Source organism: Brucella anthropi ATCC 49188 (assembly GCF_000017405.1).
GTDB lineage: Bacteria > Pseudomonadota > Alphaproteobacteria > Rhizobiales > Rhizobiaceae > Brucella > Brucella anthropi.
In genome coordinates this window covers 1,353,504-1,378,249 of sequence record NC_009668.1, presented here as the reverse complement: position 1 = coordinate 1,378,249, position 24,746 = coordinate 1,353,504, and the positions used below count along the sequence as shown (strand labels likewise).

Genomic DNA, 24,746 nt, shown 5'->3' with positions numbered 1-24,746 from the left:
TATCCACGAATTTCTGAGGTTAAATCATTGATCGCCCAAAATATATCGACCAATATGAACCAAAGTTGAGTGAAGCTTCGGAGGGGAAGAATGGATCCGGCTTTGACAACGGGTGTGCCGCCAGCCGAAGCCTTTGGCCATGTCCGCATCATCATAGGCATGATCCTCGGCCTGTGTGTTTCACGCCTTTTGACTGGATTGGCACGCTTTATCCAGCATCCCGGCAAGCAGAAAATTTACCCGGTCCATCTGGCTTGGGTGGGTTTCATCCTGCTTTCGGTCATCCATTTCTGGTGGTTCGAGTTCAGCTTGCGAACCATTCCGCTCTGGACTTTCGAGAAGTATCTGTTCGTAATCTTCTATGCCGGATTGTATTTCCTGCTCTGCACGCTGCTCTTCCCCGACAGTATGGAAGAATATACCGGCTACCGCGATTACTTCATTTCCCGGCGCAAGTGGTTTTTCGGCATTCTGGCGCTGGTCTATGTGGCCGATTTCATCGATACGTTGTTGAAGGGAGCCGATCACTACCGACTCTATGGCACTGAATATCCGATTCAGGTTGCAGGCTTTATCCTGTTCAGTCTGATTGCGGTGTTCTGGGATAACCGGCGCTATCATGCGATTTTCGCCGCCGCCGCGCTGATTTACCAGATCACCTTCACACTGCGCCACTTCGCGACGTTGAGTTAGAGCATGTCTTTATCCCGCAACGATAGGATAAAGACATGCGTAGAAACAAAGAGATAGAGTATTTCCGATGGTGCAATCAAAACAGGAAATGCTCTAACGCTTTTCGGCATTGCGCCGGGTTTCCGCGTCCACGATTTCGCGGAACTGGCGTAGCAGCGGGTGGCGCGCCGTCTGCTTGACGCCGTAGTCGAGATTGAATGCATAATCAAAATCCGGCGGATTGAGCCCGATATTATGCTGCATCATGGTTTCGAGCTTGTCGAAGCCCTTGGCAAAAATAGCTTCCGTCGATTTGCCTTCGCTGTAATCCGCCCACAGCTCCATGATTTCTGCGCGCAGATCGTCCGGCAGCGGGGCACACAGCGTCATGAGGTCCGCTTTTTCGCGCTCGGCTCGCCCGTCATCGGCAGATTGGTGGATTGCGGGCACATCGCCGGAAATCGCCTCGCCCAGATCGTGGACGATGCACATCTTGATGAGTTTCAGCCGGTCGCAATCGCCCAGCTCACGGTGGAACAGCGTAACCAGAAGGCATAGCCGCCAGCTATGTTCGGCTGTGCTTTCCGGTCGGCCCTGTGAGGTATGACCGGATCGCAAAGTGCTTTTCAGCCGCTCTGCATTCTGGATAAACTGGATTATGCCACTCAGCCGCTCTGGATCGATCGGGTATTCCGTTTCGGTGCTCACAACGGCCTCCTGATTTATCTGTATGAATCAATACATATAATTGCAATTTTAACGATTTATTTGCCATGATGAATACTAATCTGGATTAATAGCCACGGGTGAAAAACGGGACGGAGCGATGGTGGAAAGGGACGGAGAAAGGAGACGTGCTGCTGCGCGCCCACTTCTGGCCTATGCGCCGGAATTCCTTGTGCCTGTGCCATCCGCTCGCGCGACCGAAGACAATGACGAAGAGCGCGAACATCAAAGGCGCCGCGAGGAGTTGCTCCGCCGCAAACAGGATTTGTTAGACGCTGAAGCGAGCGAGCGAGTTGATCCGAAGGCGGATATGCAGGGCCGGATGAATGCCGTGCGGGAGGCGCTGCAAGCCAATCTCGACGGTGCACCGATCAAGACGCAACCCGCGCCAGCTGCCCCCACATCAACCATCGTCCCGAAACTTGAAAAGCCGCTACAATTGCCACGCCGCAAGCGTCGCTGGGGGCTTCTGGCGGGTTTCACAATGCTGGGCGGAATTATCGGAACCGCATATGCTGTTCTGGAGCCGCCCCAATATAGCGCGACAGCATCCTTGCAGGTTTTCCCGCCGGAGCGGCGGAGTGAAATTGCCTCGAATGCTGTGCTTGAGCGCGCCGCACAGATGGCGCGCATTGAACGTGCAGCCGATCTCGGCGCCCCTTCATTTCTGGAGGAATTGCACTTTCGCTTGACCCTATTGTTGCCCGAAGACCAGCAATCTCCGGCCCTGGACGGACACAAAAAGATGTCGGGTGCGCAATTGCTGCGCCAGCGTCTTGATTTTACACAGGCACTCGACAGCGGCACGGTCAATGTCGAGGCTATGGCTGACAGGCCAGAAATGGCAGCACTTTTGGCCAATGCCGTTGTGCAGGCATTTCGCGATCATCTGCAGGGTGGCGCGGAACTGAATGGGTCTGATGGTGATCTTCCGGCGCGCCTGCAAAGTCTGGAGGCGGATGCCGAAGCGGCGCAGCAGGCGGCAACTGCTTTTCGCGTCAGTCGGGATTTTGGCGACGACGACAACAAGGCCGCACTTCAACGTGAATTCGCCGACAGCAAGGCCGAGACAGCGCGCATCGCAGCGGAGGCCAACAGCCTGAACGGCGCGACTGCGGAGAGCCTCGCCGGTAAGGGCGTGCCTGAAACCATGCGATCTGGAGCGTTGGGTGTTCTGGTGGAACGTTATCGCGCTGCAGGGCAGGGGGCTGACGCGAACCAGATCGAAGCGGAAATCGACAAGGAGATTTCCAGCCAGCGTAGTGTGTTACAGGCCGATCTTAAGAATGCAGTCGAACGCGAGCAAAAGGCAGCAGCTGCCATTGCCGGTTTCGGCTCGACGCCTGCCACGGACGAAGACAAAGCACGCCTGCAGATGCTGGAACGCGATGCGGCGGCAAAGCAGGCGCTGTTTGAAGATTTGCAGATGCGTGCGGCACGGGGCGAACCTGCCTCGGCGGGGTCTGCTGCGACAGTGCGGATCGTTACGCCAGCGATGGCGGAACCGAGCCCGCGCACTCTCTCTCCACAAGGGATTATCGCCCTTGGATTGCTGGGCGGGTTTTTGCTTGGCCTTCTTGCGATGATGCTGGCCGGTCGCAAGCCCCGATCGTCGGTCAGAAGCGAAGTCGAGCCGGACGAGGTTCTGGAACCCTATGGCGAAACCCGGCTTGCTGCCGTTATCCGCGAAGCCAATGCGCGCTGGGAAGCCGAGAATGAAGGCACCAACAGCACCACGGAAAATGCCGCCCTCGGTCGTGCCATCGATGATGTGCGCTCATCCCGTGTTGCAAAGTCCTGACCGGTTCTCGCAGGACTTTCCGTTCTGAAACTTCATAAAATCCTGCATTGTCGCGCATTCGCCAATTGTCATTGGGCATCATGACGCTTATGGGCATGTGTACGAAAAAGATGTCGTGTATCTCCCAGACACTTAAGCCCGATATCACAAAAGAACGGAGCGCTCGCTATGGCTCAATTGATTGATGGCAAGAAGCTCGCCGAGGATGTGGTTTCCACGGTGAAGACCGAAACCGAAAAGCTCGTGGCCGCAACCGGCATCGTGCCCGGCATTGCGGTGGTGATTGTCGGTGAAGACCCGGCAAGTCAGGTCTATGTCGCTTCCAAGAGCAAGAAGGCCAAGGAATGCGGTTTCCACTCGGTGCAGCACGATCTGCCGGAAACGGCGTCGGAGCAGGAGCTTCTCGACCTGATCGAAAGCTTGAACAACGATCCCGCCATTCATGGCATTCTGGTGCAGTTGCCGCTGCCGAAGCACATCGACTCAGGCCGGGTGATCCAGACCATTTCGCCCGACAAGGATGTCGATGGCTTTCACTTTATCAATGTCGGCAAGCTTGGCACCGGCGAAGTTGAAACGGCTTTCGTTCCCTGCACGCCCGCGGGCGCGATGATCATGATTGAGCGCATCCATGGCCGTGATCTTTCGGGTCTCAATGCCGTGGTAATCGGTCGCTCCAACATTGTTGGCAAGCCGATGTTCAATCTTCTGCTCGCTGCCAATGCAACCGTTACGGTTGCGCACAGCCGCACGAAAGATCTGCCCGCGATTGCCCGCACGGCGGATATTCTGGTGGCGGCGGTCGGACGCCCGCAAATGGTCAAGGGCGATTGGGTCAAGCCGGGCGCAACGGTGATCGACGTCGGTATCAATCGCATTCCGGCACCGGAACGGGGCGAAGGCAGGACACGGCTGGTCGGCGATGTCGATTTCGTGGAAGCCGAAAAAGTTGCCGGAGCGATCACGCCAGTTCCAGGTGGCGTCGGTCCGATGACCATCGCCATGCTGATGGCCAACACGCTGACTGCGGCCTGCCGCACTGCTGGCGTGAAAAAGCCAGTTTTTTGACACAATTGAACCGCGCTTTTCGCGCGGTTTTATTCCGGTTTTGATGGTTTGAGAGGCAAAACAGCTGAAATCGCTGTTTTGCCTTAATTTCATTCGGACTGTTTTCAGAACACCGAAGCGCCTTCGTCGGCCCGTCCGGCGATTTGGCGGAAAGCGCGGAACAATTCACGTCCCATGCCATGTTCGTTGCCTGAAAGATCGGGACGGTCTTCGCCACGATCATTCAGCAAGGCCACATTGACCAGAACTTCCAGAGTGCCATTCACGGCATCCAGACGAATGACATCGCCGTCGCGGATTTTTCCGATGGCGCCGCCATCGAGAGCTTCCGGCGTGACGTGGATAGCGGAGGGCACCTTGCCTGATGCACCGGACAGGCGACCGTCGGTAACAAGAGCAACACGCTGGCCGCGATCCTGCAGAATGCCCAGAACCGTCATCAGCTTGTGCAGCTCGGGCATACCATTGGCTTTCGGCCCCTGATAGCGAACCACCGCGATGAAATCACCGGTCAGCTCGCCAGCCTTGAACGCGGCCTGCATTTCTGCCTGATCGTTGAAGACCTTGGCGGGCGCTTCGATGACCTGACGCTCCGGCTTCACGGCGGAAACCTTGATGATCGCATTGCCGATATTGCCGGTCAGAACCTTGAGGCCGCCGGTCGGCTGGAATGGCGCATGGATCTTGGCCAGAACCTTGTCGTCGCCGCTTTTCTCCGGCACCGGCTCACGCACGACTGTACCGTCAGCACCCAGCTTCGGTTCGATCGCGTAAGGACGCAGACCTTCGCCGAACACGGTGCGCACATCCTCATGCAGGATGCCGCCATCGAGCAGTTCGCGGATCAGGAAGCCCATGCCGCCAGCGGCATGGAAATGGTTCACATCGGCAAGGCCATTCGGATAGACGCGTGCCAGAAGCGGAACCACATCCGAAATCTCGGAAATATCGTGCCATGTCAGCTTGATACCGGCCGCAGCTGCCATGGCGATCAGGTGGATGGTATGGTTGGTCGAACCGCCGGTCGCATTCAGACCGATGACGCCATTGACGAAGGAACGCTCGTCCAGTATCTCGCCGACTGGCGTATATTCATTGCCGCAGGCAGTGATCGCCAGCGCGCGCTTGGCAGCCTCGCGGGTCAAGGCGTCGCGGAGCGGCGTGCCCGGATTGATGAAGGATGCGCCCGGCAGATGCAGGCCCATGATTTCCATCAGCATCTGGTTGGAATTGGCCGTGCCGTAGAAAGTGCAGGTGCCGGGACCGTGATAGGACTTCGATTCCGATTCCAGAAGCTCGGCACGCCCGACCTTGCCTTCGGCATAGAGCTGGCGGGTCTTGGCCTTTTCATCGTTCGGCAGGCCGCTGGTCATCGGACCGGCAGGCACGAACACGGCAGGCAGGTGGCCGAAGGTCAGCGCACCAATGATGAGACCGGGCACGATCTTGTCGCAGACACCGAGATAGACGGCCGCATCGAACATATCGTGCGACAGGCCGACGGCGGTTGCCATCGCAATCACTTCGCGGGAGAACAGCGAGAGTTCCATGCCCGCAAAACCCTGCGTAACCCCATCACACATGGCAGGCACGCCGCCAGCAACCTGCGCCACGCCACCCGCTTCACGTGCAGCCTGCTTGATGAGCTGCGGGAAGGTTTCGAATGGCTGATGCGCCGACAGCATGTCGTTATAGGCCGTGATGATGCCGAGGTTCGGAATCTCGTCGCCGATCAGCGCCGCCTTGTCGTGCGGGCCGCAGGCGGCGAAACCATGCGCGAGATTGGCACAGCCCAGCACGGCGCGTTTTGGCTTGTTGGATGAAGCCTCTCGCACACGGCCAAGATAGGCTTCGCGTGTCGGCTTGGACCGTTCGCGAATGCGCGCGGTGATTTCCTGAATGCGTTTATGTGCCGTCTCGGTGGGCATGGGTATCACCTGTGCCAATCTGGCTTGAATCGAATTTAACTTGTCCAGTAGAGCTGGATTGGTGTGCGCGCATGATGGAAGACAGCCCGCACGGGCATTTCATTCTCGTCATCGCCGGAAAGCGCCTTTTCCAGCGTTGCCTGCTTGGCAGCGCCTTCGATATGCAGAACCAGCATGTCGGCTTCGGCAATGATGGGAAGGGTCAGGGTCAGACGTTTTTCGCCAGCACCTTCGGCATGGATCGGCAGCACAAGCGCCCTTGTTTCCGGGTTGATCGCCTGATCAAGCCGGTCGGCACCGGGAAAGAAGGAGGCGGTATGACCATCATTGCCCATGCCAAGCACCACCACGTCGAAAGGACGACGCAACGCATCAATGCGGCTGGCGGCAGCAAGCGCCGCCGTTTCGGCCGTCGCCGCCGGATTGTAAAGGCCGACGAATTTGGCCACGCCCGCATGATCGCGCAAAAGATGCTCGCGCACCAGCTTTTCGTTGGAACGGTCGCTATCGACGGGGACGAAACGCTCATCCACAAGGGTGATCGTGACGAGGTTCCAGTCGATCATCTTGCGGGAGAGCACTTCGAACAGCTTGAGCGGCGTGGTGCCGCCAGAGACGGCCAAGGTGGCCTGTCCCCGTTCAGCGATGGCGGCATTCAGCTTGTTCGCAATGGCTTCCGACAATGCCTGCGCCAGTTCCGTTCCGCTGGTAAAATCGTGCCGTTCAATGCTCATTCCATACCTTTCCAAAGCAGAAACCAGAGCGGTTTCAATCAGATAAAATCGTGAAGCCGCTCTATCTCTTTGTTTTGACGCGCATCTTTTCCGAAAACCGTTTCACACTTTTCGGGATGCGCTCTAGAGGCTTTCGTGCCATGTGCGTCCGTCACGCTCAATGAGCGCGATGGACGATGACGGTCCCCAAGTTCCTGCTGTGTAGCCCTGCACAGGCTGGCTGTTCAATTCCCACCCCTGAAGGATAGGGTCGACCCAGCGCCATGCCGCCTCAACTTCGTCGCGCCGCATGAAAAGGGTCTGGTTGCCGCGAACGACATCCATGATGAGACGTTCATAGGCATCCGGATTGCGCTCGCTGAAAGATTCGGCAAAGCTCATATCCAGCGGCACGTGACGCAGGCGCATACCGCCCGGACCCGGATCCTTGATCATCATCCACTGCTTCACGCCTTCATCCGGTTGCAGGCGGATGACAAGCTGGTTGGCGATGACCTTGCCAGCACTTTCGCCGAAGATGGAGTGCGGGATCGGCTTGAACGTGACGACGATTTCCGAAACGCGCGTGGCAAGCCGCTTGCCGGTGCGCAGATAGAACGGCACGCCAGCCCAGCGCCAGTTGGCGATTTCAGCTTTCAGCGCCACAAAGGTTTCGGTGTTGCTGGTGTTGTTTTCGAGGTCTTCCAGATAGCCCTTGACCGGACCGCCTGCGGATGCGCCCGCACGATATTGGCCGCGAACGGTCAAGTCTTCGACATTTGCATTGGTAATCGGCTGAAGGGACCGCAGAACCTTGACCTTTTCGTCATGGACGGCATCGGCCTCCAGCGAGGATGGCGGTTCCATGGCCACAAGGCAGAGCAGCTGAAGAATGTGGTTCTGCACCATGTCGCGCAGCGCGCCTGCCGTGTCGTAATAACCGGCGCGGCCCTCAAGGCCGACAGATTCGGCAACCGTGATCTGCACATGGTCGATATGGGCAGAGTTCCACAACGGCTCATAAAGCGCATTGGCAAAGCGCAGCGCCATCAGGTTCTGCACGGTTTCCTTGCCGAGATAGTGGTCAATGCGGAAAATCTGATCTTCGCGGAAAACGCTGCCCAGCGTATCATTGAGCGCCATGGCGGATTCCAGGTCGCGACCGATCGGCTTTTCCACGATGATGCGTGTATCGCGGGTAATCAGGCCATGCGCCTTGAGGCGCGTGGCGATATCACCGAAGAGCGTGGGGCTGACGGCGAGATAGAAAGCGCGAATCTTTTCCGGCTTCTTGCCGATCAGCGTCTTGAGCGCATCCCAGCCCTCTTCGGACTTGGCATCGACCGCCACATAGCTGAGACGGGCGAGAAACTTGTCGACTTCCTTCTCGTCGACTTCCGAAGCCTTCACATGCTCGTGGATGGCATCGCGTGCGAACTGCCGATATTCCTCATCGGTCATGGCACTGCGCGATGCGCCGATGATGCGCGTTGGGTCGGTGAGCTGGCCTGCACGCTGACGCTGATACAGTGCCGGAATGAGCTTGCGTTCGGCAAGATCGCCGGAACCGCCGAACACGATGCAGTCGAAAGGCTCTACCGGAATTGTCTGGCTGGTCATCTATCGCTCTCTTCTCTTCTTGCGCAAATCAGTCTGCCTGTGGGCAGCATGCGATTTTCAAGCTGCCCTTGTCTATTATCTAATCGATTTAAATTCAACAGTCGCAATGCTGCAATCGCACGAAATTGAAGGCGCCCTGCCATAATTGACGGATTAACGGGTTGTGCATACATGACATGTTCATTTTGGTTCAGGCTCTTTACGCCATATTGAAACAAATAATCTGGATTCAAGTGATTGCACTTTACTGGAAATGCTCAAAAGGAGAATGACATGAAGAGGCTGCAGGATAAGGTCGCAATCATCACCGGTGCCGGCTCGGGCTTCGGTTCAGGCATGGCGCGCCGATTTGCAGCCGAAGGTGCAAAGGTCGTTCTCGCCGATGTGAACGTGAAGCGTGTCGAGGATGAGCTTGCCGATATCGGCAAGAACGCTCTTTCCGTGCAGGCCGATGTCTCGCGCAAGGACGACATGGAGCGCGTGGCGCGCACAGCCTTCGAAACGTTCGGCCGCATCGACATCATGATCAACAATGCCGGTTTTACGCATCGCAACATGCCGCTGACCGAAGTGACGGAGGACAGTTTCGACCTGATCGCGTCCGTGAATATGAAGGCGCTTTATTATTCGACGCAGATCGTTGTACCGATCATGGAGCATCAGGGCGGAGGCGTCATCATCAACACGGCTTCGGCAACCGCGCTGCGTCCGCGCAAGGGTCTCGTCTGGTACAGCGCGTCCAAGGGCTGGATCATCAGCGCGACCAAGGCGATGGCGCTGGAACTCGCGGACAAGAATATCCGCGTGAACTGCATCTGCCCGGCCGAAAGCGACGGTGAGGCACTGAAACTGTTTCTGGAGGAGGACACGCCGGAGGCTCGTGCAGCACTCAAGGCCACCATTCCCCTCAATCGGTTTTCGACGCCGGAGGATGTGGCCGAAGCTGCACTCTGGCTGGCCTCGGACGCCGCCTCCATGGTGACGGGTACGGCACTTAATATCGACGGTGGTTACTCAATCTAGCCATCGGCTTCGGCAAGGAAGTCATCAAAAATGGCTTCCAGCCGCCTGTGCCGTTCGGCGGCCATGAGCTTTCCGGTTTCCGTCTTGAAACCGGAGGCGAGGCCGAACAGTTTGGTGCGGAAATGGTCGAGCGCGAAAAGTTTGTCGTCCAGCGGGCGGTTTTCGGCGTGTGGATCGCGCCAGTCGTAAAGCGCACTGCCCATGCGGCCCGCAATGTAGAAACACCGGGCAGCTCCAATCACGCCAATGGCATCAAGCCGGTCCGCATCCTGCAGGATTTTCGCTTCCATCGTGACAGGCTCGATATTGGCTGAAAAGCTGTGCGCCTCGATGGCATGGGCGGCGAGGTCGATGCGAGCGTCATTCCAGCCGAGGTTCCGCAGCAAGGTTATTGCCTTTTCTGCCGCCAGACGCGAGGCGCGATTTCTGTCGGGCGAATTCTTCTCCACGCTCACGCAGTCATGCAGCAGGGCTGCGGCGCAAAGCACTTCGGCATCGCCGCCTTCCTGACGCTGGATCGCAGCGGCATTTTTCCAAACACGGGCAAGGTGGGACAGGTCATGTGACCCGTCCTCGCCGTGTTCGAGCGCATGAGGCAGCAGCCTTTCGGCAAGCGTTGCGAAAGGCGCGAAGATATGTGCTGTCATTCTGATTCTGCCGTGGGTTTTGCGGATTCGGGAGATGGCCGAAATTATCGGTTCTTGCGCAGGACGGTCCAGTTATAAAATGCGCCGAGAGCCATAATCAGGCATGTGCCGAGAAAAACGGAACGCATGCCGAAGTGACCGCCGACGAAACCGCCAGCAACGGGGCCAGCAACCTGCCCGACATATTGGGCCGAGACGGAATAGCCCAGAATGCCGCCCGCTACGCGGTCGGGCACATTGTGCCGGATGACGCTGGTGATGCAGGGCAGCAATCCGCCCAGCGCCAGCCCCATCAGAAAACGCAGGCCGATCAGCTGCCAGGCTTCCGTCACGAAAGCCTGCGGGATCAGAAGCAGCGCGGAAACTGACAGTGCCCCGATGATGACGCGGGTGTGGCCAATGCGGTCGGCAAGGCGCCCCAGTCGCGAGGACGACATGATGCTGCCGAGGGCTGCAGCAGCCATCACCACGCCGGAAATCAGTGTCACTTTCGTCTGATCGTCCATCAGTTGGATCACATAGACGGTGATGATCGGCTCAATCGACATATTGGCAAAAAGCAGCAGCATACCCGTCACCAGCATGGCGATAACCGGTTTCCTGTCAGGAATGGCAGCCCAGATGGATTCCGCCTTCTGCTCTTTGGTCGGCTTCGGTGGCTTGCGCTCTTCGCGGATCAGAAAGGTGGTGGCCAGAAAGGTGAGAAAGATCACGCCACCAGCTAGCCAGAAGGTTGCGCGAATGCCGATCAGCGGCGGCAAAGCGCCGCCGAGCAGCGGGCCGGCCAGATTGCCCGCCATGATGCCAGCCGAAAGCGCGCCCAGCGCCCAACCGGTCTTTTCTTTTGGCGTCTGGGTAGCGACGAGGATCATCGAGCCGGACGAATAGCCGCCTGCGATGCCCACGAACAGGCGCAGCGCCACCAGCTGCCAGACACTCGTCACCATGCCGATCAGCGACATGGCGATGGCCATGCCGAGGCTGGCGCGGATCAGCATCAGCTTACGTCCATAGCGGTCGCCGAGCCTGCCCCACAGCGGCGCGACGAAGGCTGCTGCCAGAAAGGTGGCGCCGTAAGCGATACCTGACCACTGCACGATTGCCGCGTGATCGGTGACGCCCAATTGTTCCACATAGAGCGGCAGGAAGGGGAGGAGGAGCGACATGGCAATGAGCGTCGTGAACGAACCGATGAGGCAGATCAGCAGATTCTGCTTCCAGTAGCGCTCGTGATTATCTTCGACGGCCATATTTTCCTGGCGGGCTGCAGCGACGGTTTCGTCGCTTGCAGCGGCTTGGGCGGTGCTCATGTCATGTCTCGCGATTGCAATGTATTCCATTTTGGGATACCAAAACGGTATGCATGAATGCGCCTGTTGATGAGGCTTGTCAATTGCAGCGCTGCCTTAGAGAGCGTTTTGTTCTGATTGTATCAGATCAAAACGCTCTCTAAGCCCTTTTATTTGAAGCATAATCTTATCGATCCTCGTTTCACTCCGGTCGGATTATGCTCTAAAATGGAGAATGGTCGCCAATGTCACAGATGAGGCAGGTTGAGACGCAGCTTCGCGACATGATCCTCGGTCTGGAACTGGGGCCGGGCGAACGTTTGACCGAGCGCTGGATCGAGGCGCAGTTTGAAGCCTCACGCACGCCGATCCGGGCAGCGCTTCTGCGGCTGGAGGCGGAAGGCCTGATCTGTCGTGAAGGGCGCGGCTGGACGGTCTCGCCAATCAATCTCAGCGAAATTGAACAAATCGGTGTCTATCGTGAAGCGCTGGAAATTGCCGCGTTAAAGCTCACCTGCGCGCTTGAAGATCGCAGTGGTGTGGAGCTGATTCTAGCGATGCTGGACAGCTGTGATGCGGACACATCGCGCGAGGAATGGCACCGGATCGGCATGGATTTTCATATCGAACTGGCGCGCCTGTCCGGCAACGAGTTTCTCAGCCGTGGCGTGCGCGATGCTATGCAGCGCCTCTCCCGGGCGCGCTGGCTGGAAGTGCGCGACGAGGCGGCGCTCGCTCGCGCATGGGCCGAACACCGCTCCATTCTCGATGCGGTGCGCGAAGGAAATACCGATAAGGCGACGGCGTTGATGAGCGCGCATCTGGACGGAAGCCGCAGCCGCCTCGTCAATAGTCTGCACGAGGACCGGCGCGGCCTCAAGGCGCGGGGCTTTGCCGTCATCAGCACGTGACGCAATCATTACCATTCGGGCAGCTTATGGCCGTCTCGCGAATAATATTGCGTGCGCCCATCACCGATGCCGATATCCCGCAAGAGATATTCCGGCGAATGTTCGGTAACGACGATATGAGTACGTTTGCGCGAAAACAGGCGGGAGAATAGTGCGCTCCAGCCGCTTTCCGATCCGTGGCTGACCGTGGGCGCTGTGGCGGTTGTGCAGGCAGAATCGACGTTTTTCATGATCTCACCTATCGAATGAAGCGGCTGTGGGAGGCAGCTGCTCGTTAAACTCTGCCTATAGGTATGCGCCTGAAAACCTTTGTTTTCCAATCGAACCTCGATTAGTATGCATAAGGAGGACTTATGCATCATGACGACAGCGCTTCCCCCTTTATCGGCCATTCGCGTTTTTGAATCCGCCGCCCGCCATGCAAGTTTTACCCGCGCTGCGGAGGAGCTGGGCATGACACAGGCTGCGGTCAGCTATCAGATAAAGATATTGGAGGAGCGTGTCGGCGCGCCCCTGTTTCTGCGTATGCCGCGACAGGTGGAACTGACCGAACTTGGCAGGCAGCTTGCTCCCGCGATCACGGAAGCGTTCGAGACGATGCGCAATGCCTTTGCCAGCCTGCGGGAAGATGCGGAAGGTACGCTGTCGATCAGCGTTCTCGCCACTTTTGCCGCCAACTGGCTGGCGCATCGGCTCGGCTCGTTCCAGATGCGGCATCCGTCACTCGCGGTCCGGCTCGATACGTCCGACAGCATGATCGATTTTGCGACGACTAATGTGGACATCGCGATCAGAAGCGGCTTCGGCAAATGGCCGGGGCTGGAGGCACATCAGCTCATCAAGGCGAGTTTCACGCCCATGCTGAGCCCGGCCTTGGCGGCCACTATAGGCGGGGTGAAAGAACCTGCGGACCTCCTGCGGCTCAAGATCATCGATGTGAGCGATCCGTGGTGGAATATCTGGTTCAAGGCGGCGGGGATCGAAAACCCGCAAATGCAAGGCAATACGCAGAGCCGGCTCGGAGCGCAGCATATCGAAGGTCGGGCGACAGTCGCAGGGCAGGGGGTGGGCATTCTCACGCCTGCTTTCCACCAGATCGAAATCGCTACCGGCCAGCTTATCCAGCCGTTCGATATTCTTGGCGATGATGGGCGATCTTATTGGCTCGTCTATCCCAAATCCCGTCGCAATACGCCAAAGGTGCGCGCATTCAGGGAATGGATATTGAGCGAGCTCGACTGTGGATAGATGCCTGCCAAGACAGGCTCAATCTTTCGACACGGCGAGGAAAACCGCGTGCTGGGCGTCATATGCACGCTTGAAGGCCGGTCGGGCTTCTCCGCGCGCGACATAGGCTGCAAGGTTCGGATAATCGTTCAATATGCCTGAACTCTTCAGCCTCCGCAGCACGGTCACCATCAGAAGATCACCGGCACTGAACGCACCCTCCAGCCAGTCATTGTTGACAAGACAGGCGGAAAGGGCATCCAGTCTTTTGCGGATACGCGCTTCCACGATGGGGATGCGCTGCTCGTACCAGCTTTCCTTGCGCTCTACGAAACCGGCAACTTCCCTTTCGAGGATCACTGGCTCGATGGTGTTATGCGCGGCGAACATCCATGTGATGGCGCGCGCCCGACCATTGGCGTCATCCGGCAGAAGGCCGGGGTTCTGCTCCGCAATATGAAGCACGATCGCGCCGGATTCGAACAGGGCCAGATCACCCTCTTCATAGGTGGGTATCTGCCCGAAAGGTTGCAGATCGAGATGGGGGTGGGCTTTCAGCGCCTCAAACGAGACGAGGCGGACATCATAGTCCTGCCCGGTCTCTTCAAGCGCCCATCGAACGGGCGTGTCACGCGCCATCCCTCGGCCGCGATCAGGCGAATTTTCAAATGCGGTGATGACGGGACGTTTCGGACTGTTGCTGTTGGTGGACGCGTTTTTCATGATGGTTCCTCCTCACTACAGCACAGGCTGTTCGCAAGGTATGTTGCAAACCGTGCGCCGGTTCAGTGGCAGCCTGCTGCCGCTTGCTCTGAGCGGTTCCCGATATGATCGGGAAAATCTCCTCTATTAAATAATACCGACCGGTTGGTATGTTGTCAATGTGGAGAGACAGGAAGATGGGACAAGGGGGCGGAGCGAGGGTAGAAGGAGGAAACCGGGAGATGGGCGTTGGAAAGGTGGGAGCAGGTGAAAGGAAACGGGGAAAGGAGGAGCGGATTGGTGCTGTTTGGATTTAAACAGATCACGGAAAAGCAGCCTATCTTGTAGCGTTCTCATGCATCAATTTCTCCATAACGTGGCGATTAGTTCCGTCGATTAGTTCCGTCGATTAGTTCCGTCGATTGGTTTCGTGGGAGGTAGTTTGTTCCATCGCATAAGAACCAAAATGTCGGGCATTTAATTTTTTTTCCACCGGATGTCACATTCGGCGTTGCTGTCTCGTCATGTCTATCGAACCCCTTGAACCGAAAGGAACAATACCATGACCCCTCTGCTCAACCCGTTCGATGTTGCCCCTGCCACGATGAAATCCTGGTTGAACGCTTCGATGACCATCGCATCCAGTCTGGAAGCGAGCCTGATCGAGCTTGTCAAAATCCGCTCATCGCAGATCAATGCCTGCGCCAATTGCATCAATATGCATACGCTTGAAGCACGCTCTCTTGGCGAGACCGAACAACGCATCTATTTGTTGTCCGCATGGCGCGAAGCACCGTGCTACTCTGAGCGCGAACGTGCGGCTCTGGGATGGGTCGATGCGCTGACCCGTTTGTCACAAGGTCACGATCTGGAAGACGCCCGCACTGCCATGCAGGCACAGTTCACTGAGGAGGAGCAAGTGAACCTTACGCTGATGATCAACATCATCAATGGATGGAACCGCATGGCGGTTGGCTTCGGCCTCTGGTTCGAGCCGGAAGCCAAGAAGCCGGCAGTAAAGGCAGCCGTCTGATGGCTGACACATCCTTGCAAGGCGATGCAGCTGACAGCTTCGATCCGCTGCGCCCGAAACTGATCCGCGTTGCCTATCGCATGTTGGGTTCGGTCGCCGATGCCGAGGATATGGTGCAGGAGGCGTTCATCCGATGGATGAACGCTGATCGCAGCGAAGTGCGCGAGCCGGAGGCCTTTCTGCGTCGCACTGTTATCCGCCTGTGCCTTGATTTTCTGAAATCCGGTCGCAACCAGCGCGAAACCTATTTCGGGCCGTGGATTCCCGATCCGGTTGTCGAAGAGGAAGCGGATGACGATGTCACCCTTCCGCTCATGCTGGCGCTGGAGCGTCTTTCGCCATTGGAACGCGCCGCCTTTCTGCTGCATGATGTCTTCGGGCTGGATTTCGACGAGATAGCCAGGACAATCCAGCGCGATGCCGCTGCCTGCCGCCAGCTTGCTGCACGGGCGCGCAAGCATGTGCGCGAGGAGCGTCCGCGTTTTCAGGTCGACAAGCAGCGCGGGCTCGAACTCGCGCAGGCCTTCTTCAATGCGTCGCGCAGCGGCGACATGAATGCGCTTGGTGCGATGCTGGCAGCAGATGTCAACCTTCAGGCCGATGGTGGCGGCAAGCGCCCGGCTTTCCCGAAGCCTGTTTTCGGCTTCGAAGAGGTGATGAAGACCCACGAGAAACTGGCGGGTTATTTCCGTGGCAACCAGTCCACGCTTTTGCGTACGGTTTTCATCAATGGTTTGCCCGGCATCATCACGCGTGAAGCCGATGGCGAAATCCAGACGACAGCTCTCGATATAGAAGACGGCAAGATTGTCGGTATCTATGTGGTGCGCAACCCAGACAAGCTAAAGCATCTGCACTGAGCAATACTGGGCCCCGCTTTCGGGCGACATGCTTATTTGTTTTCAAACATGTCTTTGTCCCGAAACCGGTTTCCACTTTTTGGAGACATGCTTTACCCGATCAGGTAGCGGCAGGCGCCTGCCGCGCCGATGCCGATCAGCACGGTTGGCAGCATGGAAAAGCGCGTTGCGGCGAAGATCGTGATTGCAAGCGCGATCAGGTCGGCAGGCTTGTCGGACACGAAATCGGGCGCGATAACCGAAATCAGAACACAGCCGGGAGCTGCTTCCATCACCGCCGTCGCACGTTTGCTGAGCGTGCGGTTGCGCAGCAGCACATAGCCGCCGATCCGCGTGAGATAGGTGACACTTGCCATCAGAACGATGGTCAGAACGGCCAATGGATCGATCATTCTTCACCTGCCAGCAGATAGGCTGCAACAAGACCGGATAAGGCACCCGCGGCGACATACCAGGCGCCGGGAATGGTGAGATAGGTCAGCGCGGCCACCACAAGGCTGACCAGCCACGGGCGCGCTGCCGCAAAACCTTTCCACATGCCCGCCAGCAGAACCAGAAACACTGCCGGAAATGCCATGTCGAAACCATAGGGGCGCAGGTCTCCCATCATCGGCCCGAAGGCGGCACCCAGCGTGGTGAATAGAACCCATGCGAGATAGAAAGGAATGGCCACGCCGGCATAGAAGGTGAGGCTCAGCGCCGGATTGACGCCTTTCGACTGGCGACGTTTCGCATCGGCAAGTCCGAGCGCCCAGCTTTCATCGCACATCAGAAACAGGCTCGCAAAAGCCTTGCGCTTGGGCAGATGGCGGATGAAGGGGGCCAGAGCTGCGCCCATCAGCAGATGGCGGCTGTTGACCAGAAAGGTGATCGCAACAATCAGCAGGACATGCGGCGGCGAGGTCCAGAGCTGGATGGCTGCGAATTCCGATCCGCCTGCAAAGTTCAGTCCGGTCATCAGGGGGACTTCGATGACGCTGAGGCCTTTTTGTGCGGCCTGCGCGCCCAGAACCAGCGCATAGGGAATAATGCCAAGCAGAACCGGCAGACCGGCTGCGGCCCCGCGACGGAATTCCGAGCCGCGCCCGGATCTGCTTTTTTGAGGCACATAGGCCTGTGAAATATCCATAAAATTCCCGTTGACCAACCGGTAACTGGTTGCCCCTTGCTCAGTCTCTTGCGTGTTTGCTTGAGAAGTTTCGCGACTATAACCAATCTCTTGAGCAATTTGGTTGCGAATTATGCCCTTATGCATCAATATTTGGCAGATAATGCCAGTAAGGTCAGCATAAATGGAATCGAACGCCAATGAAGCTGGATGATATCGATAAACGGATTCTGCGCGTGTTGCAGCGCGATGGCCGCATCGCCAATAACGATCTCGCACGCGAGGTCGGCCTTTCGCCGTCACCATGCCTGCGGCGGGTGAAGCTTCTGGAAGAGGCGGGCGTGATAGACCGTTATGTCGCCGTGCTGAACCCGGCCAAGGTTGGCAAAGGGCTGACTTTCTTCACGCGCATCCGGCTCGACCAGCAGGATGAGGAAACGCTTCAGACTTTCGCCAAGGAAATCCTGAAGCTGCCGCAGGTGCTCGAATGCTATTTCATGCTCGGCGATTATGATGCGATGATCCGCGTGGTGGCGGCGGATATCGAGGATTACCGCCGCTTCCAGTCGGAATATCTGAGCCGGATCAAGGGCGTTCAGAATCTGAAGACCGACGTACCGAGCCAGACGGTCAAGCAGACTTCCGAAATGCCGCTCTAACCTGTCTTGCGGGCGGCGATGCCGGGCAGCAGCGCCAGACTAAGCAGGGCGACGGCGGATAGAATTGCACCGGCAAGGAAGGTGGCGGAGGAGCCATAGCTTTCCCACAGCCAACCGGCGCCGATGTTGCCGACAAGCATGACAAGACCCGTTATCACGTTGAACATGCCAAAGGCCGTACCCTTGAGGTGGCCTGGTGCCGTGTCGGCGATGAGCGTTGCGAGAATGCCCTGCGAAAAACCCATATGCAGGCCCCAAAGAACGATGCCGGCAAGGAACGGATAGATCGTGGTCGATTGGGCAATCACAAGATCGGCGACGATCAGGAAGCCGAGACTGGCGGCAAGCAGGCCCTTGCGCCCCAACCTGTCCGAGAGCGCGCCAACCGGATAGGCTGTCAGCCCATAGACGGCATGCATGACAACCATGGTGATCGGGACCCATGCGGCTGCAAACCCGGCTTCCTGCGCCTTGAGGAGCAGGAATGCTTCGCTAAAACGAGCCATGGTAAGGATCGATGCGACTGCAATCACGATCCATACGGTCGCGTTCAGCTTGCCCGCATCGGCAAATCGTGGAAATCCCTTGGAGCGAGCAAGGGGGCGTTTAGGGGGCGTTTCCGGTTCACGAATGCCGAAAATCAGAAGCGCGACCGCAATGAAAGCCGGAATGGCTGCAATCCAGAAAATGGTGATGATGTTGCCGCCGGTTACGAGCATCAGCCCTATGGCAATGAGCGGACCGACGAAGCCGCCGACCGTGTCGAGCGACTTGCGCAGCCCGAAGGCTGCGCCGCGTATTTCCGGCGGTGTCACATCAGCAATCAAGGCATCGCGCGGCGTGCCGCGTATGCCCTTGCCAACACGGTCTATCGCCTTGGCCATTACGATACCGCCCGCTGTCGTTGCCAGCGGGAAGATAAGCTTGGAAATGGCGGCCAGCCCATAGCCTGCGACGGCAAGCGGTTTCCTTCGGCCTGTCCAGTCGGAGATGACGCCCGAGAAAAGCTTGGTCACCGTTGCGATGGCGACTGACAGCCCTTCGATGAATCCGACCATCATGGCCGAAGCGCCGAGACCGGCCACCAGATAGAGTGGCAGCAGCGTCTGTACCATTTCCGAAGAGATATCCATCAGCAGGCTGACGAAACCAAGAATCCATACCGTTGACGGTATGGATGCGGTTTTCTGAGTGGATGCCATGTTGAAAACCCGAATCTGCCGAAGGAATTATCAAGCTGTTAGCACAGTGCGAAAAAAGATGAGTAATAAACTCCTATTATTTCGGATAGGCGTCGGCCATATTCAGCAGTTTAGCTGTATTCTCGTTGAGTATTGGTTGCATGTCGTCAAGCGAGCTGTGTCGACGGGATTGATGATCCAGTTCTTCGTTGATGCGGTCGGCAAGTGCGAAGAAATGTTTGCGTACCTTCGGAGCATAAGGATTGGCGCGCTCGATGGCCTGAAACACTTCCGGCGCATCGTGGCGGACCATGCCAACCGCCTGCATCATAAGGTCAAAGCTCTTTGTCGTCATGCGGGTTGGTAACGGCTCCATCTGCACCAGAACCTTGGCGATCAGATGCGTCAGACCCTGAACCATTGCAGCTTCGCGGTCGTGGTCTTCTGGTGTCGTGACGATGACGTCGAGGGCAAGATGCTTTTTCAGGAAGGCTGCAACGCGGCGAAATTTTGTACCGCGCACGGGGCAGACGGCGATTTTCAGACCGGCAATGCCGTCACGCGCGCTCTGCGGACCGAAGAGCGGATGTGTGGCGACAATATCGACATGCATGGGCAGGCCGCGCTGCATGATATCGGCGGGCCCGACCTTGACTGAACCGACGTCGAGAACAAGCGCACCGGGGCGCAGATGCGGCGCGATCATCGCCACCACGCGGTCGAGCGTCGCGACCGGCGTTGCGAGGATGACGATATTGCACCGGGCGACCTGTTCCATGGAGGTCAGGGTAACGCCATGCATTAGCACCGTCTGTTCAAGGTCTGCGACGGGGTCGTAGGCATACAACTGGAAATACGGGTTCAGGTGGCGGGCGATAAGCTGCCCGAATGCACCAAAGCCGATAATGCCAATTTTTATATGCTGATTATTGTCGCAAGACATGGACTGACCTCTTTAGGGCCGCATGGCCAGAGGTGCTGTCCTTGAAACTCAACCGCTGGCAATGCAGCGGTTGAACTATGACAAAGCAAACCCGCCGCTATATGAGCGGGGCGTAATAAGACCGGGTGCTGATGAGTGCTTTGTTCATGCCGCCTAGCTATTCCTGCTTTTGGTCGATGTCAACACACCGTCTATTTCATATAGGCGCGAACCACGTCGACGAGTTCGCCGGCACCTTCGTCGCGTTCCTTTTGCGGAAGGGCGCCATCGGCAACATGCATCAGGATGTGGTCTTCGATCACTTCCGCCATCAGCCCGTTGACCGCACCACGGACGCCTGCAATCACCTGCATGACTTCGGCGCAGCCCTTTTCTTCCTCAAGCATCCGTTCCACGCCTTCAAGCTGGCCACGAATGCGACGCACGCGATTGATGAGCTTCTGCTTTTCACGGATAGTGTGGGTCATGGGAACTTCGGTCCTTCATGGCAATGTTGCGATTTTCAGGCAGCGCGCGTTTCCACCTCCACCGTCACATGCGACAAATCATGGATCGCCGCAAGCTTGTTCCGATAGTAGGACGGTGTCTTCGGCTGCTCCGCGACGATCGACACAATGGCACCGTGATGGCCTGGCCCGAGTTGCCAGACATGCAGGTCAGCGATCTCTCCGCCTTCGCGGCTGATGATCTCCGCGATCTCGTCCGGCAGGTCTTCGTCTTCGGGCAGATAGTCCAAAAGGGTTGAGCCGGTGTCTTTGATCAGCCCCCATGACCAGTGTGCGATCACCGCAGCGCCGACAATGCCCATTGCCGGGTCGAGCCAGAGCCAGCCATAAAGGCTGCCTAGCAGGAGCGCTGCGATGGCAAGCACCGATGTCAGCGCATCGGCGAGCACATGCATATAGGCTGCACGCAAGTTCTGGTCATAGCCACCCGCGTGATCGTGATCGTGGTCATGGTGATGGCCATGATGGTGTGAATGATCGTCCCTGAGAAGCCAGGCGCAGACGAGGTTGACGATCAGTCCGATGATTGCGACGAGAATAGCCTCGTGAAAATTGATGTTTACCGGGGAACTGAAGCGCCAGAAGCTTTCCCATCCGATCAGGAGGGCGATCAGTGCGAGAACGATGGCGCTGGCAAAGCCAGCGAGATCGCCGAGCTTGCCTGTGCCGAACGTGAACCGCGAATTATGTGCGTGCTTGCGCGCATAGAGATAGGCAAGGGCCGCGATCAGCATTGCCGCTGCATGGGTGGACATGTGCCAGCCATCGGCAGTGAGCGCCATGGAGCCATAAAGGCTTCCGGCTGTGATCTCGATTATCATCATCGCTGTCGTGATGGCGATCACGATCCAGGTTCGCTTCTCATTGCGTCGGTGGTTTTCTCCCAGAAAGACATGGTCGTGTCTGGAACTCAGCTGATGCCCGGAATGGTGGGAGTGATGATGTGCGCTCATGAAAACAGCCTCTCTATTAGAATAGGGGGGTATACTATTTTCTGGAGCGCTACAAATCACACTTTCAGGAGCCGACTTAACTTCGATCAGCAGGGGCAACCGCTGGCAACGCCTTTCAACGGCAGAAAAACTCACCTTTCGATGTAGGGCTTACGCCTATTCGAGGAGGCTTTAGACCTGATTGCCGGAATCTTTTCGAGGTCGGGATCAGTTAAGATCAGACTTGTTAACTTGGGGCAAAGCACTGAAGCGCCGCTGATCCGGGCAACACGGAACGACGCTTCAGATTTTGAAGCTGTGCATCGTGCTTTGCTAGAAATCCACGCTGATTTTCAGGCCGGTGCCGTAACGAGAAGAGCGGAGGGATTCATGTCTTCAGAAAAGAACGGGCATTCGCCGCGAAGTCGTGCGCGACGACATTTTCTGGGTCTCACAGCAGCCACTGCCGCCAAGGTTGTGGCACTGGGTGCTCTGGCTTCAACAATGTCATCACGCCCGTCGCAAGCCCTGGGCACGAAATGGTGGCATGGTGGTCATGGTGGCGGAGGAGGCTCCGGATCGCACTGCCTTTTGAAAGGCACACTTATCGAAACGCCCACCGGCCCGGTGGCGGTGGAGACATTATCCGTTGGCGATCTTGTGACTACGGCTTGCGGTGAAACGCGTCCGGTCAAGTGGGTCGGATGGCAGAGCTGCAGAAAAGGCGGCACGCAATGGAATGAGAGCGTGATGCCGATCCGTGTCAAACGTTATGCCATCGACAGCAAAACCCCGCAGCGCGACCTTTACCTTTCGCCCAACCATGCGCTGCTTATCGACGGCGTTCTGATCCGCGCGAAGGATCTGGTCAACGGCCAGAGCATAGCGCGCGTGTCGATGGATACGACAATCGACTATTACAACATCGTTCTCGACAGTCATGATGCCGTGCTGGCGGAAGGGGCAGCCGTCGAAACCTATCTGATGCGCGGCGACAGCTACAAGGGCTTCACCAACTTTGCCGAGTATCAGGAACTATATCCGGACGAAGCCAATATCATCATGCGGCCCTATGCGCCGCTTATGGGCTACGAAGGTGCCCGCCAGCACATGCATGCATTGTTGTGCATGAGCGGCATTCTTCCGCTGCGCGACGTGGTTGAGGAAACCTATCAGCGTCTGGCAGCAAAGACGAGTGAAAGCGTAGCGTAGAATAATGAATAGTACCGGGCGGTGGTAAGAAAGGCGGGGCGCTGATTGTGGTGCCCCGCCTTTCTCGTGAACCGAGTTTAGCCAGCTTCTGCCGTGCGCAGGAAGGATTTCCGTTCCATTTCACTGCCGTTGATCTGGCCTCTCAGTTGCAAGAGGTCTTTTCGGCTGACCAGTCCGCAGAGTTTTCCGTCGCGTGTCACAATCGGGATACGTCCACAATCAGTCGCGATCATCATGTCGGTGATGAACGCCACGCTGTCGTCCTGATGGCCGACAGGTGTGGAGGTGTCGGAAACGGCATCTGCAAGCGTCTGGCTGGACAAATCCGTCTTCCGCTGCCATTCCAGCGCATCAGCGCGCGTCACCATGCCGATCAGTATCCGGTCGTTATCGATGACCGGATAAAGTCGATGCCGTGCCGCTTCCGAGGCAAAAAAGGCAGAGGCTTCCTGCACGGTCATGCTTCCCGGTAGCGTGTCCACATTCGTCACCATGACTTCATGCACACGGGCGAACTCGAACGGGCTTACGCCATATTCGCGCGTGATGTGCTGTCCGCGCCGCGCAATTTTCTCGGTCAGGATTGAACGCTTGAGCAGAAGAACCGTGACCGCATAGGCGGTTACCGTCGCCACGAACACCGGAACGATCTGGCCGAAATCGCCAGTGACTTCAACTGCAAAGAACGTGCCGGTCAGCGGTGCGCGCATCGTGCCGCCCATCATGGCGGCCATTCCGAGCAGCGCCCAGAAGCCGGGTTCGCCGCCTGGCAAGATCAAGCCCAGCAGCCAGCCCATCGCGCCGCCGAAGATCAGAAGCGGGGCCAAAACACCGCCGGACGTGCCCGATGCCAGAGCGCAGAGCCAGATTGCGCTTTTGACAAGCAGGACCACCAGCACTGTGGTTGCCAGAAATTTATCATTGAGGAAACCGTCGATGAGATCATAGCCGACACCAAGCGCGCGCGGTTCGATCAGACCGCCAATGCCGATGGCGATGCCGCCGATTGCCGGCCACCACATCCAGTGAATGGGCAGTCGCTCGAATGCATCTTCCAGCTTGTAGAGAAGGGTCGTGAGCAAGCCGGATTGCAGGCCGGCGACAATGCCGATCAGGGCACATGCGACTATTCCCCACCAGGGCAATGCCAGATGAAAATGGGTCTGGAACAGCGGACCTGTTTCGAAAAACAAGGGTCGGTTTGTGTGAGCGACTGCTGCTGCAGCTGCCACAGGAATGAAGCTGCGGGGCTTCCACTCGAAGAGCAGCAATTCGACGCCCAGCATCACGGCGGCAATGGGCGTACCGAAAATGGCGGTCATGCCTGCGGCGGCACCGGCCACGAGCAAGGTCTTCCGCTCGGCTGAACTCATCTGAAACAATTGCGCAAAAAGCGATCCGATAGCTCCGCCCGTCATGATGATCGGACCTTCGGCGCCAAAGGGGCCGCCTGTACCGATCGAGATCGCCGATGAAAGTGGCTTCAGTATCGCCACTTTGAGCGACATGCGACTGCCGCCGATCAGGATGGCTTCGATTGCTTCCGGAATACCGTGCCCGCGAATTTTCTCGGAGCCGTAACGTGCCATCAGCCCGATTGCGAGACCACCCACCACGGGGATGAGCACGATCCAGAAGGACGGCGAAAGGTGCGCCAGTGTTGCCGGGTCAATGCTGATGCGGCCAAACCAGACCAGATTGGTGACCAGGGCGATCAGGCTTACAAGCACCCATGCGGCAGCGGTGCTGGCGGCACCGATGACGATCGCCATCGCGATCAGGAGCAGCATTCGCCTGTCGGCGGTAAAATCGCCCGCGACGCGGCGCGCGACGCCGCCGGTGAAATCGTGCGGTCTTCGAAACTCGTTTTGCCGGGCCATAGCAAACTCCTGTCTTTCTCGGCGGATACGCTAGCTTGGGGGAGAGCGTCTTGGAGCGCGTATCGATCTGATTGAATCAGACCGGCGCGTCTTGATGTTTGTTTT

The 24,746-nt window shown here is 57.6% G+C and carries 25 protein-coding genes; 10 read left to right on the top strand and 15 right to left on the bottom strand.

Annotated features, from left to right (window positions below; genetic code table 11):
• Positions 1–90 precede the first annotated feature (90 nt).
• Positions 91–693 (top strand): hypothetical protein, encoded by a 603-nt coding sequence (locus OANT_RS20440; protein ID WP_010659149.1) that lies wholly within the window; start codon positions 91–93, stop codon positions 691–693.
• A 93-nt stretch (positions 694–786) separates the two neighbouring features.
• On the opposite strand, the gene OANT_RS20435 is transcribed toward OANT_RS20440, so the two are convergent.
• Positions 787–1,380 carry an HD domain-containing protein gene (locus OANT_RS20435; RefSeq protein WP_012093302.1) on the bottom strand — a complete coding sequence of 198 codons (594 nt, stop codon included), beginning with the start codon at positions 1,378–1,380 and terminating at the stop codon, positions 787–789.
• 118 nt (positions 1,381–1,498) lie between these two features.
• On the opposite strand from OANT_RS20435, the gene OANT_RS20430 reads away from it, so the two are divergent.
• Entirely contained in the window at positions 1,499–3,199 is a 1,701-nt protein-coding gene (locus OANT_RS20430) for a GumC domain-containing protein (RefSeq protein ID WP_012093301.1), read from the top strand.
• A 168-nt stretch (positions 3,200–3,367) separates the two neighbouring features.
• Positions 3,368–4,267, top strand: coding sequence for a bifunctional methylenetetrahydrofolate dehydrogenase/methenyltetrahydrofolate cyclohydrolase FolD (folD, locus tag OANT_RS20425; protein ID WP_012093300.1), 900 nt, complete (start codon positions 3,368–3,370; stop codon positions 4,265–4,267).
• A 104-nt stretch (positions 4,268–4,371) separates the two neighbouring features.
• On the opposite strand, the gene edd is transcribed toward folD, so the two are convergent.
• The 3 genes from edd to zwf form a co-directional block, all read right to left on the bottom strand.
• On the bottom strand, positions 4,372–6,195 hold the full coding sequence (edd, locus tag OANT_RS20420; protein ID WP_012093299.1) for a phosphogluconate dehydratase: 1,824 nt from the start codon (positions 6,193–6,195) through the stop codon (positions 4,372–4,374).
• A gap of 35 nt (positions 6,196–6,230) precedes the next feature.
• Complete coding sequence (pgl, locus tag OANT_RS20415) at positions 6,231–6,929, bottom strand: 6-phosphogluconolactonase (RefSeq protein ID WP_012093298.1); 699 nt, start codon at positions 6,927–6,929, stop codon at positions 6,231–6,233.
• 123 nt (positions 6,930–7,052) lie between these two features.
• Complete coding sequence (gene zwf / locus OANT_RS20410) at positions 7,053–8,528, bottom strand: glucose-6-phosphate dehydrogenase (RefSeq protein WP_012093297.1); 1,476 nt, start codon at positions 8,526–8,528, stop codon at positions 7,053–7,055.
• A gap of 273 nt (positions 8,529–8,801) precedes the next feature.
• On the opposite strand from zwf, the gene OANT_RS20405 reads away from it, so the two are divergent.
• Positions 8,802–9,551 carry an SDR family oxidoreductase gene (locus OANT_RS20405; RefSeq protein ID WP_010659142.1) on the top strand — a complete coding sequence of 250 codons (750 nt, stop codon included), beginning with the start codon at positions 8,802–8,804 and terminating at the stop codon, positions 9,549–9,551.
• On the opposite strand, the gene OANT_RS20400 is transcribed toward OANT_RS20405, so the two are convergent.
• Both OANT_RS20400 and OANT_RS20395 read right to left on the bottom strand, forming a co-directional pair.
• A complete protein-coding gene (locus OANT_RS20400; protein WP_012093296.1) occupies positions 9,548–10,198 on the bottom strand; it encodes an HD domain-containing protein in 651 nt (216 codons plus the stop codon). The genes OANT_RS20405 and OANT_RS20400 overlap by 4 nt on opposite strands.
• Positions 10,199–10,242: 44 nt before the next feature.
• Entirely contained in the window at positions 10,243–11,508 is a 1,266-nt protein-coding gene (locus OANT_RS20395; RefSeq protein WP_040128633.1) for a multidrug efflux MFS transporter, read from the bottom strand.
• 224 nt (positions 11,509–11,732) lie between these two features.
• Here OANT_RS20395 and OANT_RS20390 point away from each other — a divergent pair, with 224 nt between their 5' ends.
• Entirely contained in the window at positions 11,733–12,398 is a 666-nt protein-coding gene (locus OANT_RS20390) for a GntR family transcriptional regulator (RefSeq protein ID WP_012093294.1), read from the top strand.
• 8 nt (positions 12,399–12,406) lie between these two features.
• Here the strand turns inward: OANT_RS20390 and OANT_RS20385 are convergent, their stop codons facing one another.
• Positions 12,407–12,628, bottom strand: a complete 222-nt coding sequence (locus tag OANT_RS20385) for a hypothetical protein (protein WP_040128636.1) — start codon at positions 12,626–12,628, stop codon at positions 12,407–12,409.
• Positions 12,629–12,758: 130 nt separating this feature from the next.
• On the opposite strand from OANT_RS20385, the gene gcvA reads away from it, so the two are divergent.
• Positions 12,759–13,646, top strand: a complete 888-nt coding sequence (gene gcvA / locus OANT_RS20380; RefSeq protein WP_010659137.1) for a transcriptional regulator GcvA — start codon at positions 12,759–12,761, stop codon at positions 13,644–13,646.
• Positions 13,647–13,664: 18 nt separating this feature from the next.
• On the opposite strand, the gene OANT_RS20375 is transcribed toward gcvA, so the two are convergent.
• Positions 13,665–14,348, bottom strand: a complete 684-nt coding sequence (locus OANT_RS20375; protein WP_012093293.1) for a glutathione S-transferase family protein — start codon at positions 14,346–14,348, stop codon at positions 13,665–13,667.
• 541 nt (positions 14,349–14,889) lie between these two features.
• Between OANT_RS20375 and OANT_RS20370 the strand changes: the two genes are divergently transcribed.
• Positions 14,890–15,360: a carboxymuconolactone decarboxylase family protein gene (locus tag OANT_RS20370; protein ID WP_010659135.1), complete on the top strand. Its 471-nt coding sequence runs from the start codon at positions 14,890–14,892 to the stop codon at positions 15,358–15,360.
• The gene (locus tag OANT_RS20365) at positions 15,360–16,220 is read left to right on the top strand and encodes a sigma-70 family RNA polymerase sigma factor (protein WP_012093292.1); all 861 of its coding nucleotides are present in this window, start codon (positions 15,360–15,362) and stop codon (positions 16,218–16,220) included. Before OANT_RS20370 ends, OANT_RS20365 begins: the two co-directional genes overlap by 1 nt.
• A gap of 92 nt (positions 16,221–16,312) precedes the next feature.
• Here OANT_RS20365 and OANT_RS20360 read toward each other — a convergent pair whose 3' ends face one another.
• Positions 16,313–16,612: an AzlD family protein gene (locus OANT_RS20360; RefSeq protein WP_010659133.1), complete on the bottom strand. Its 300-nt coding sequence runs from the start codon at positions 16,610–16,612 to the stop codon at positions 16,313–16,315.
• Positions 16,609–17,349: an AzlC family ABC transporter permease gene (locus OANT_RS20355; protein ID WP_010659132.1), complete on the bottom strand. Its 741-nt coding sequence runs from the start codon at positions 17,347–17,349 to the stop codon at positions 16,609–16,611. Before OANT_RS20355 ends, OANT_RS20360 begins: the two co-directional genes overlap by 4 nt.
• A gap of 179 nt (positions 17,350–17,528) precedes the next feature.
• Between OANT_RS20355 and OANT_RS20350 the strand changes: the two genes are divergently transcribed.
• Positions 17,529–17,987: an Lrp/AsnC family transcriptional regulator gene (locus OANT_RS20350; RefSeq protein ID WP_010659131.1), complete on the top strand. Its 459-nt coding sequence runs from the start codon at positions 17,529–17,531 to the stop codon at positions 17,985–17,987.
• Here the strand turns inward: OANT_RS20350 and OANT_RS20345 are convergent.
• The 4 genes from OANT_RS20345 to dmeF all read right to left on the bottom strand — a co-directional run bounded on the left by OANT_RS20345 (position 17,984) and on the right by dmeF (position 21,570).
• The gene (locus tag OANT_RS20345) at positions 17,984–19,189 is read right to left on the bottom strand and encodes an MFS transporter (protein ID WP_012093291.1); all 1,206 of its coding nucleotides are present in this window, start codon (positions 19,187–19,189) and stop codon (positions 17,984–17,986) included. The two genes, OANT_RS20350 and OANT_RS20345, sit on opposite strands and share 4 nt — an antisense overlap.
• 76 nt (positions 19,190–19,265) lie before the next feature.
• Entirely contained in the window at positions 19,266–20,111 is an 846-nt protein-coding gene (locus tag OANT_RS20340) for a prephenate dehydrogenase/arogenate dehydrogenase family protein (protein WP_012093290.1), read from the bottom strand.
• Between the two features lie 191 nt (positions 20,112–20,302).
• Complete coding sequence (locus tag OANT_RS20335) at positions 20,303–20,578, bottom strand: metal/formaldehyde-sensitive transcriptional repressor (protein ID WP_012093288.1); 276 nt, start codon at positions 20,576–20,578, stop codon at positions 20,303–20,305.
• Between the two features lie 35 nt (positions 20,579–20,613).
• The gene (dmeF, locus tag OANT_RS20330) at positions 20,614–21,570 is read right to left on the bottom strand and encodes a CDF family Co(II)/Ni(II) efflux transporter DmeF (RefSeq protein WP_012093287.1); all 957 of its coding nucleotides are present in this window, start codon (positions 21,568–21,570) and stop codon (positions 20,614–20,616) included.
• Positions 21,571–21,939: 369 nt separating this feature from the next.
• Between dmeF and OANT_RS20325 the strand changes: the two genes are divergently transcribed.
• Positions 21,940–22,761, top strand: coding sequence for a Hint domain-containing protein (locus OANT_RS20325; protein WP_012093285.1), 822 nt, complete (start codon positions 21,940–21,942; stop codon positions 22,759–22,761).
• 77 nt (positions 22,762–22,838) lie between these two features.
• Here OANT_RS20325 and OANT_RS20320 read toward each other — a convergent pair whose 3' ends face one another.
• A complete protein-coding gene (locus tag OANT_RS20320; protein ID WP_012093284.1) occupies positions 22,839–24,641 on the bottom strand; it encodes a chloride channel protein in 1,803 nt (600 codons plus the stop codon).
• Positions 24,642–24,746: the final 105 nt, after the last annotated feature.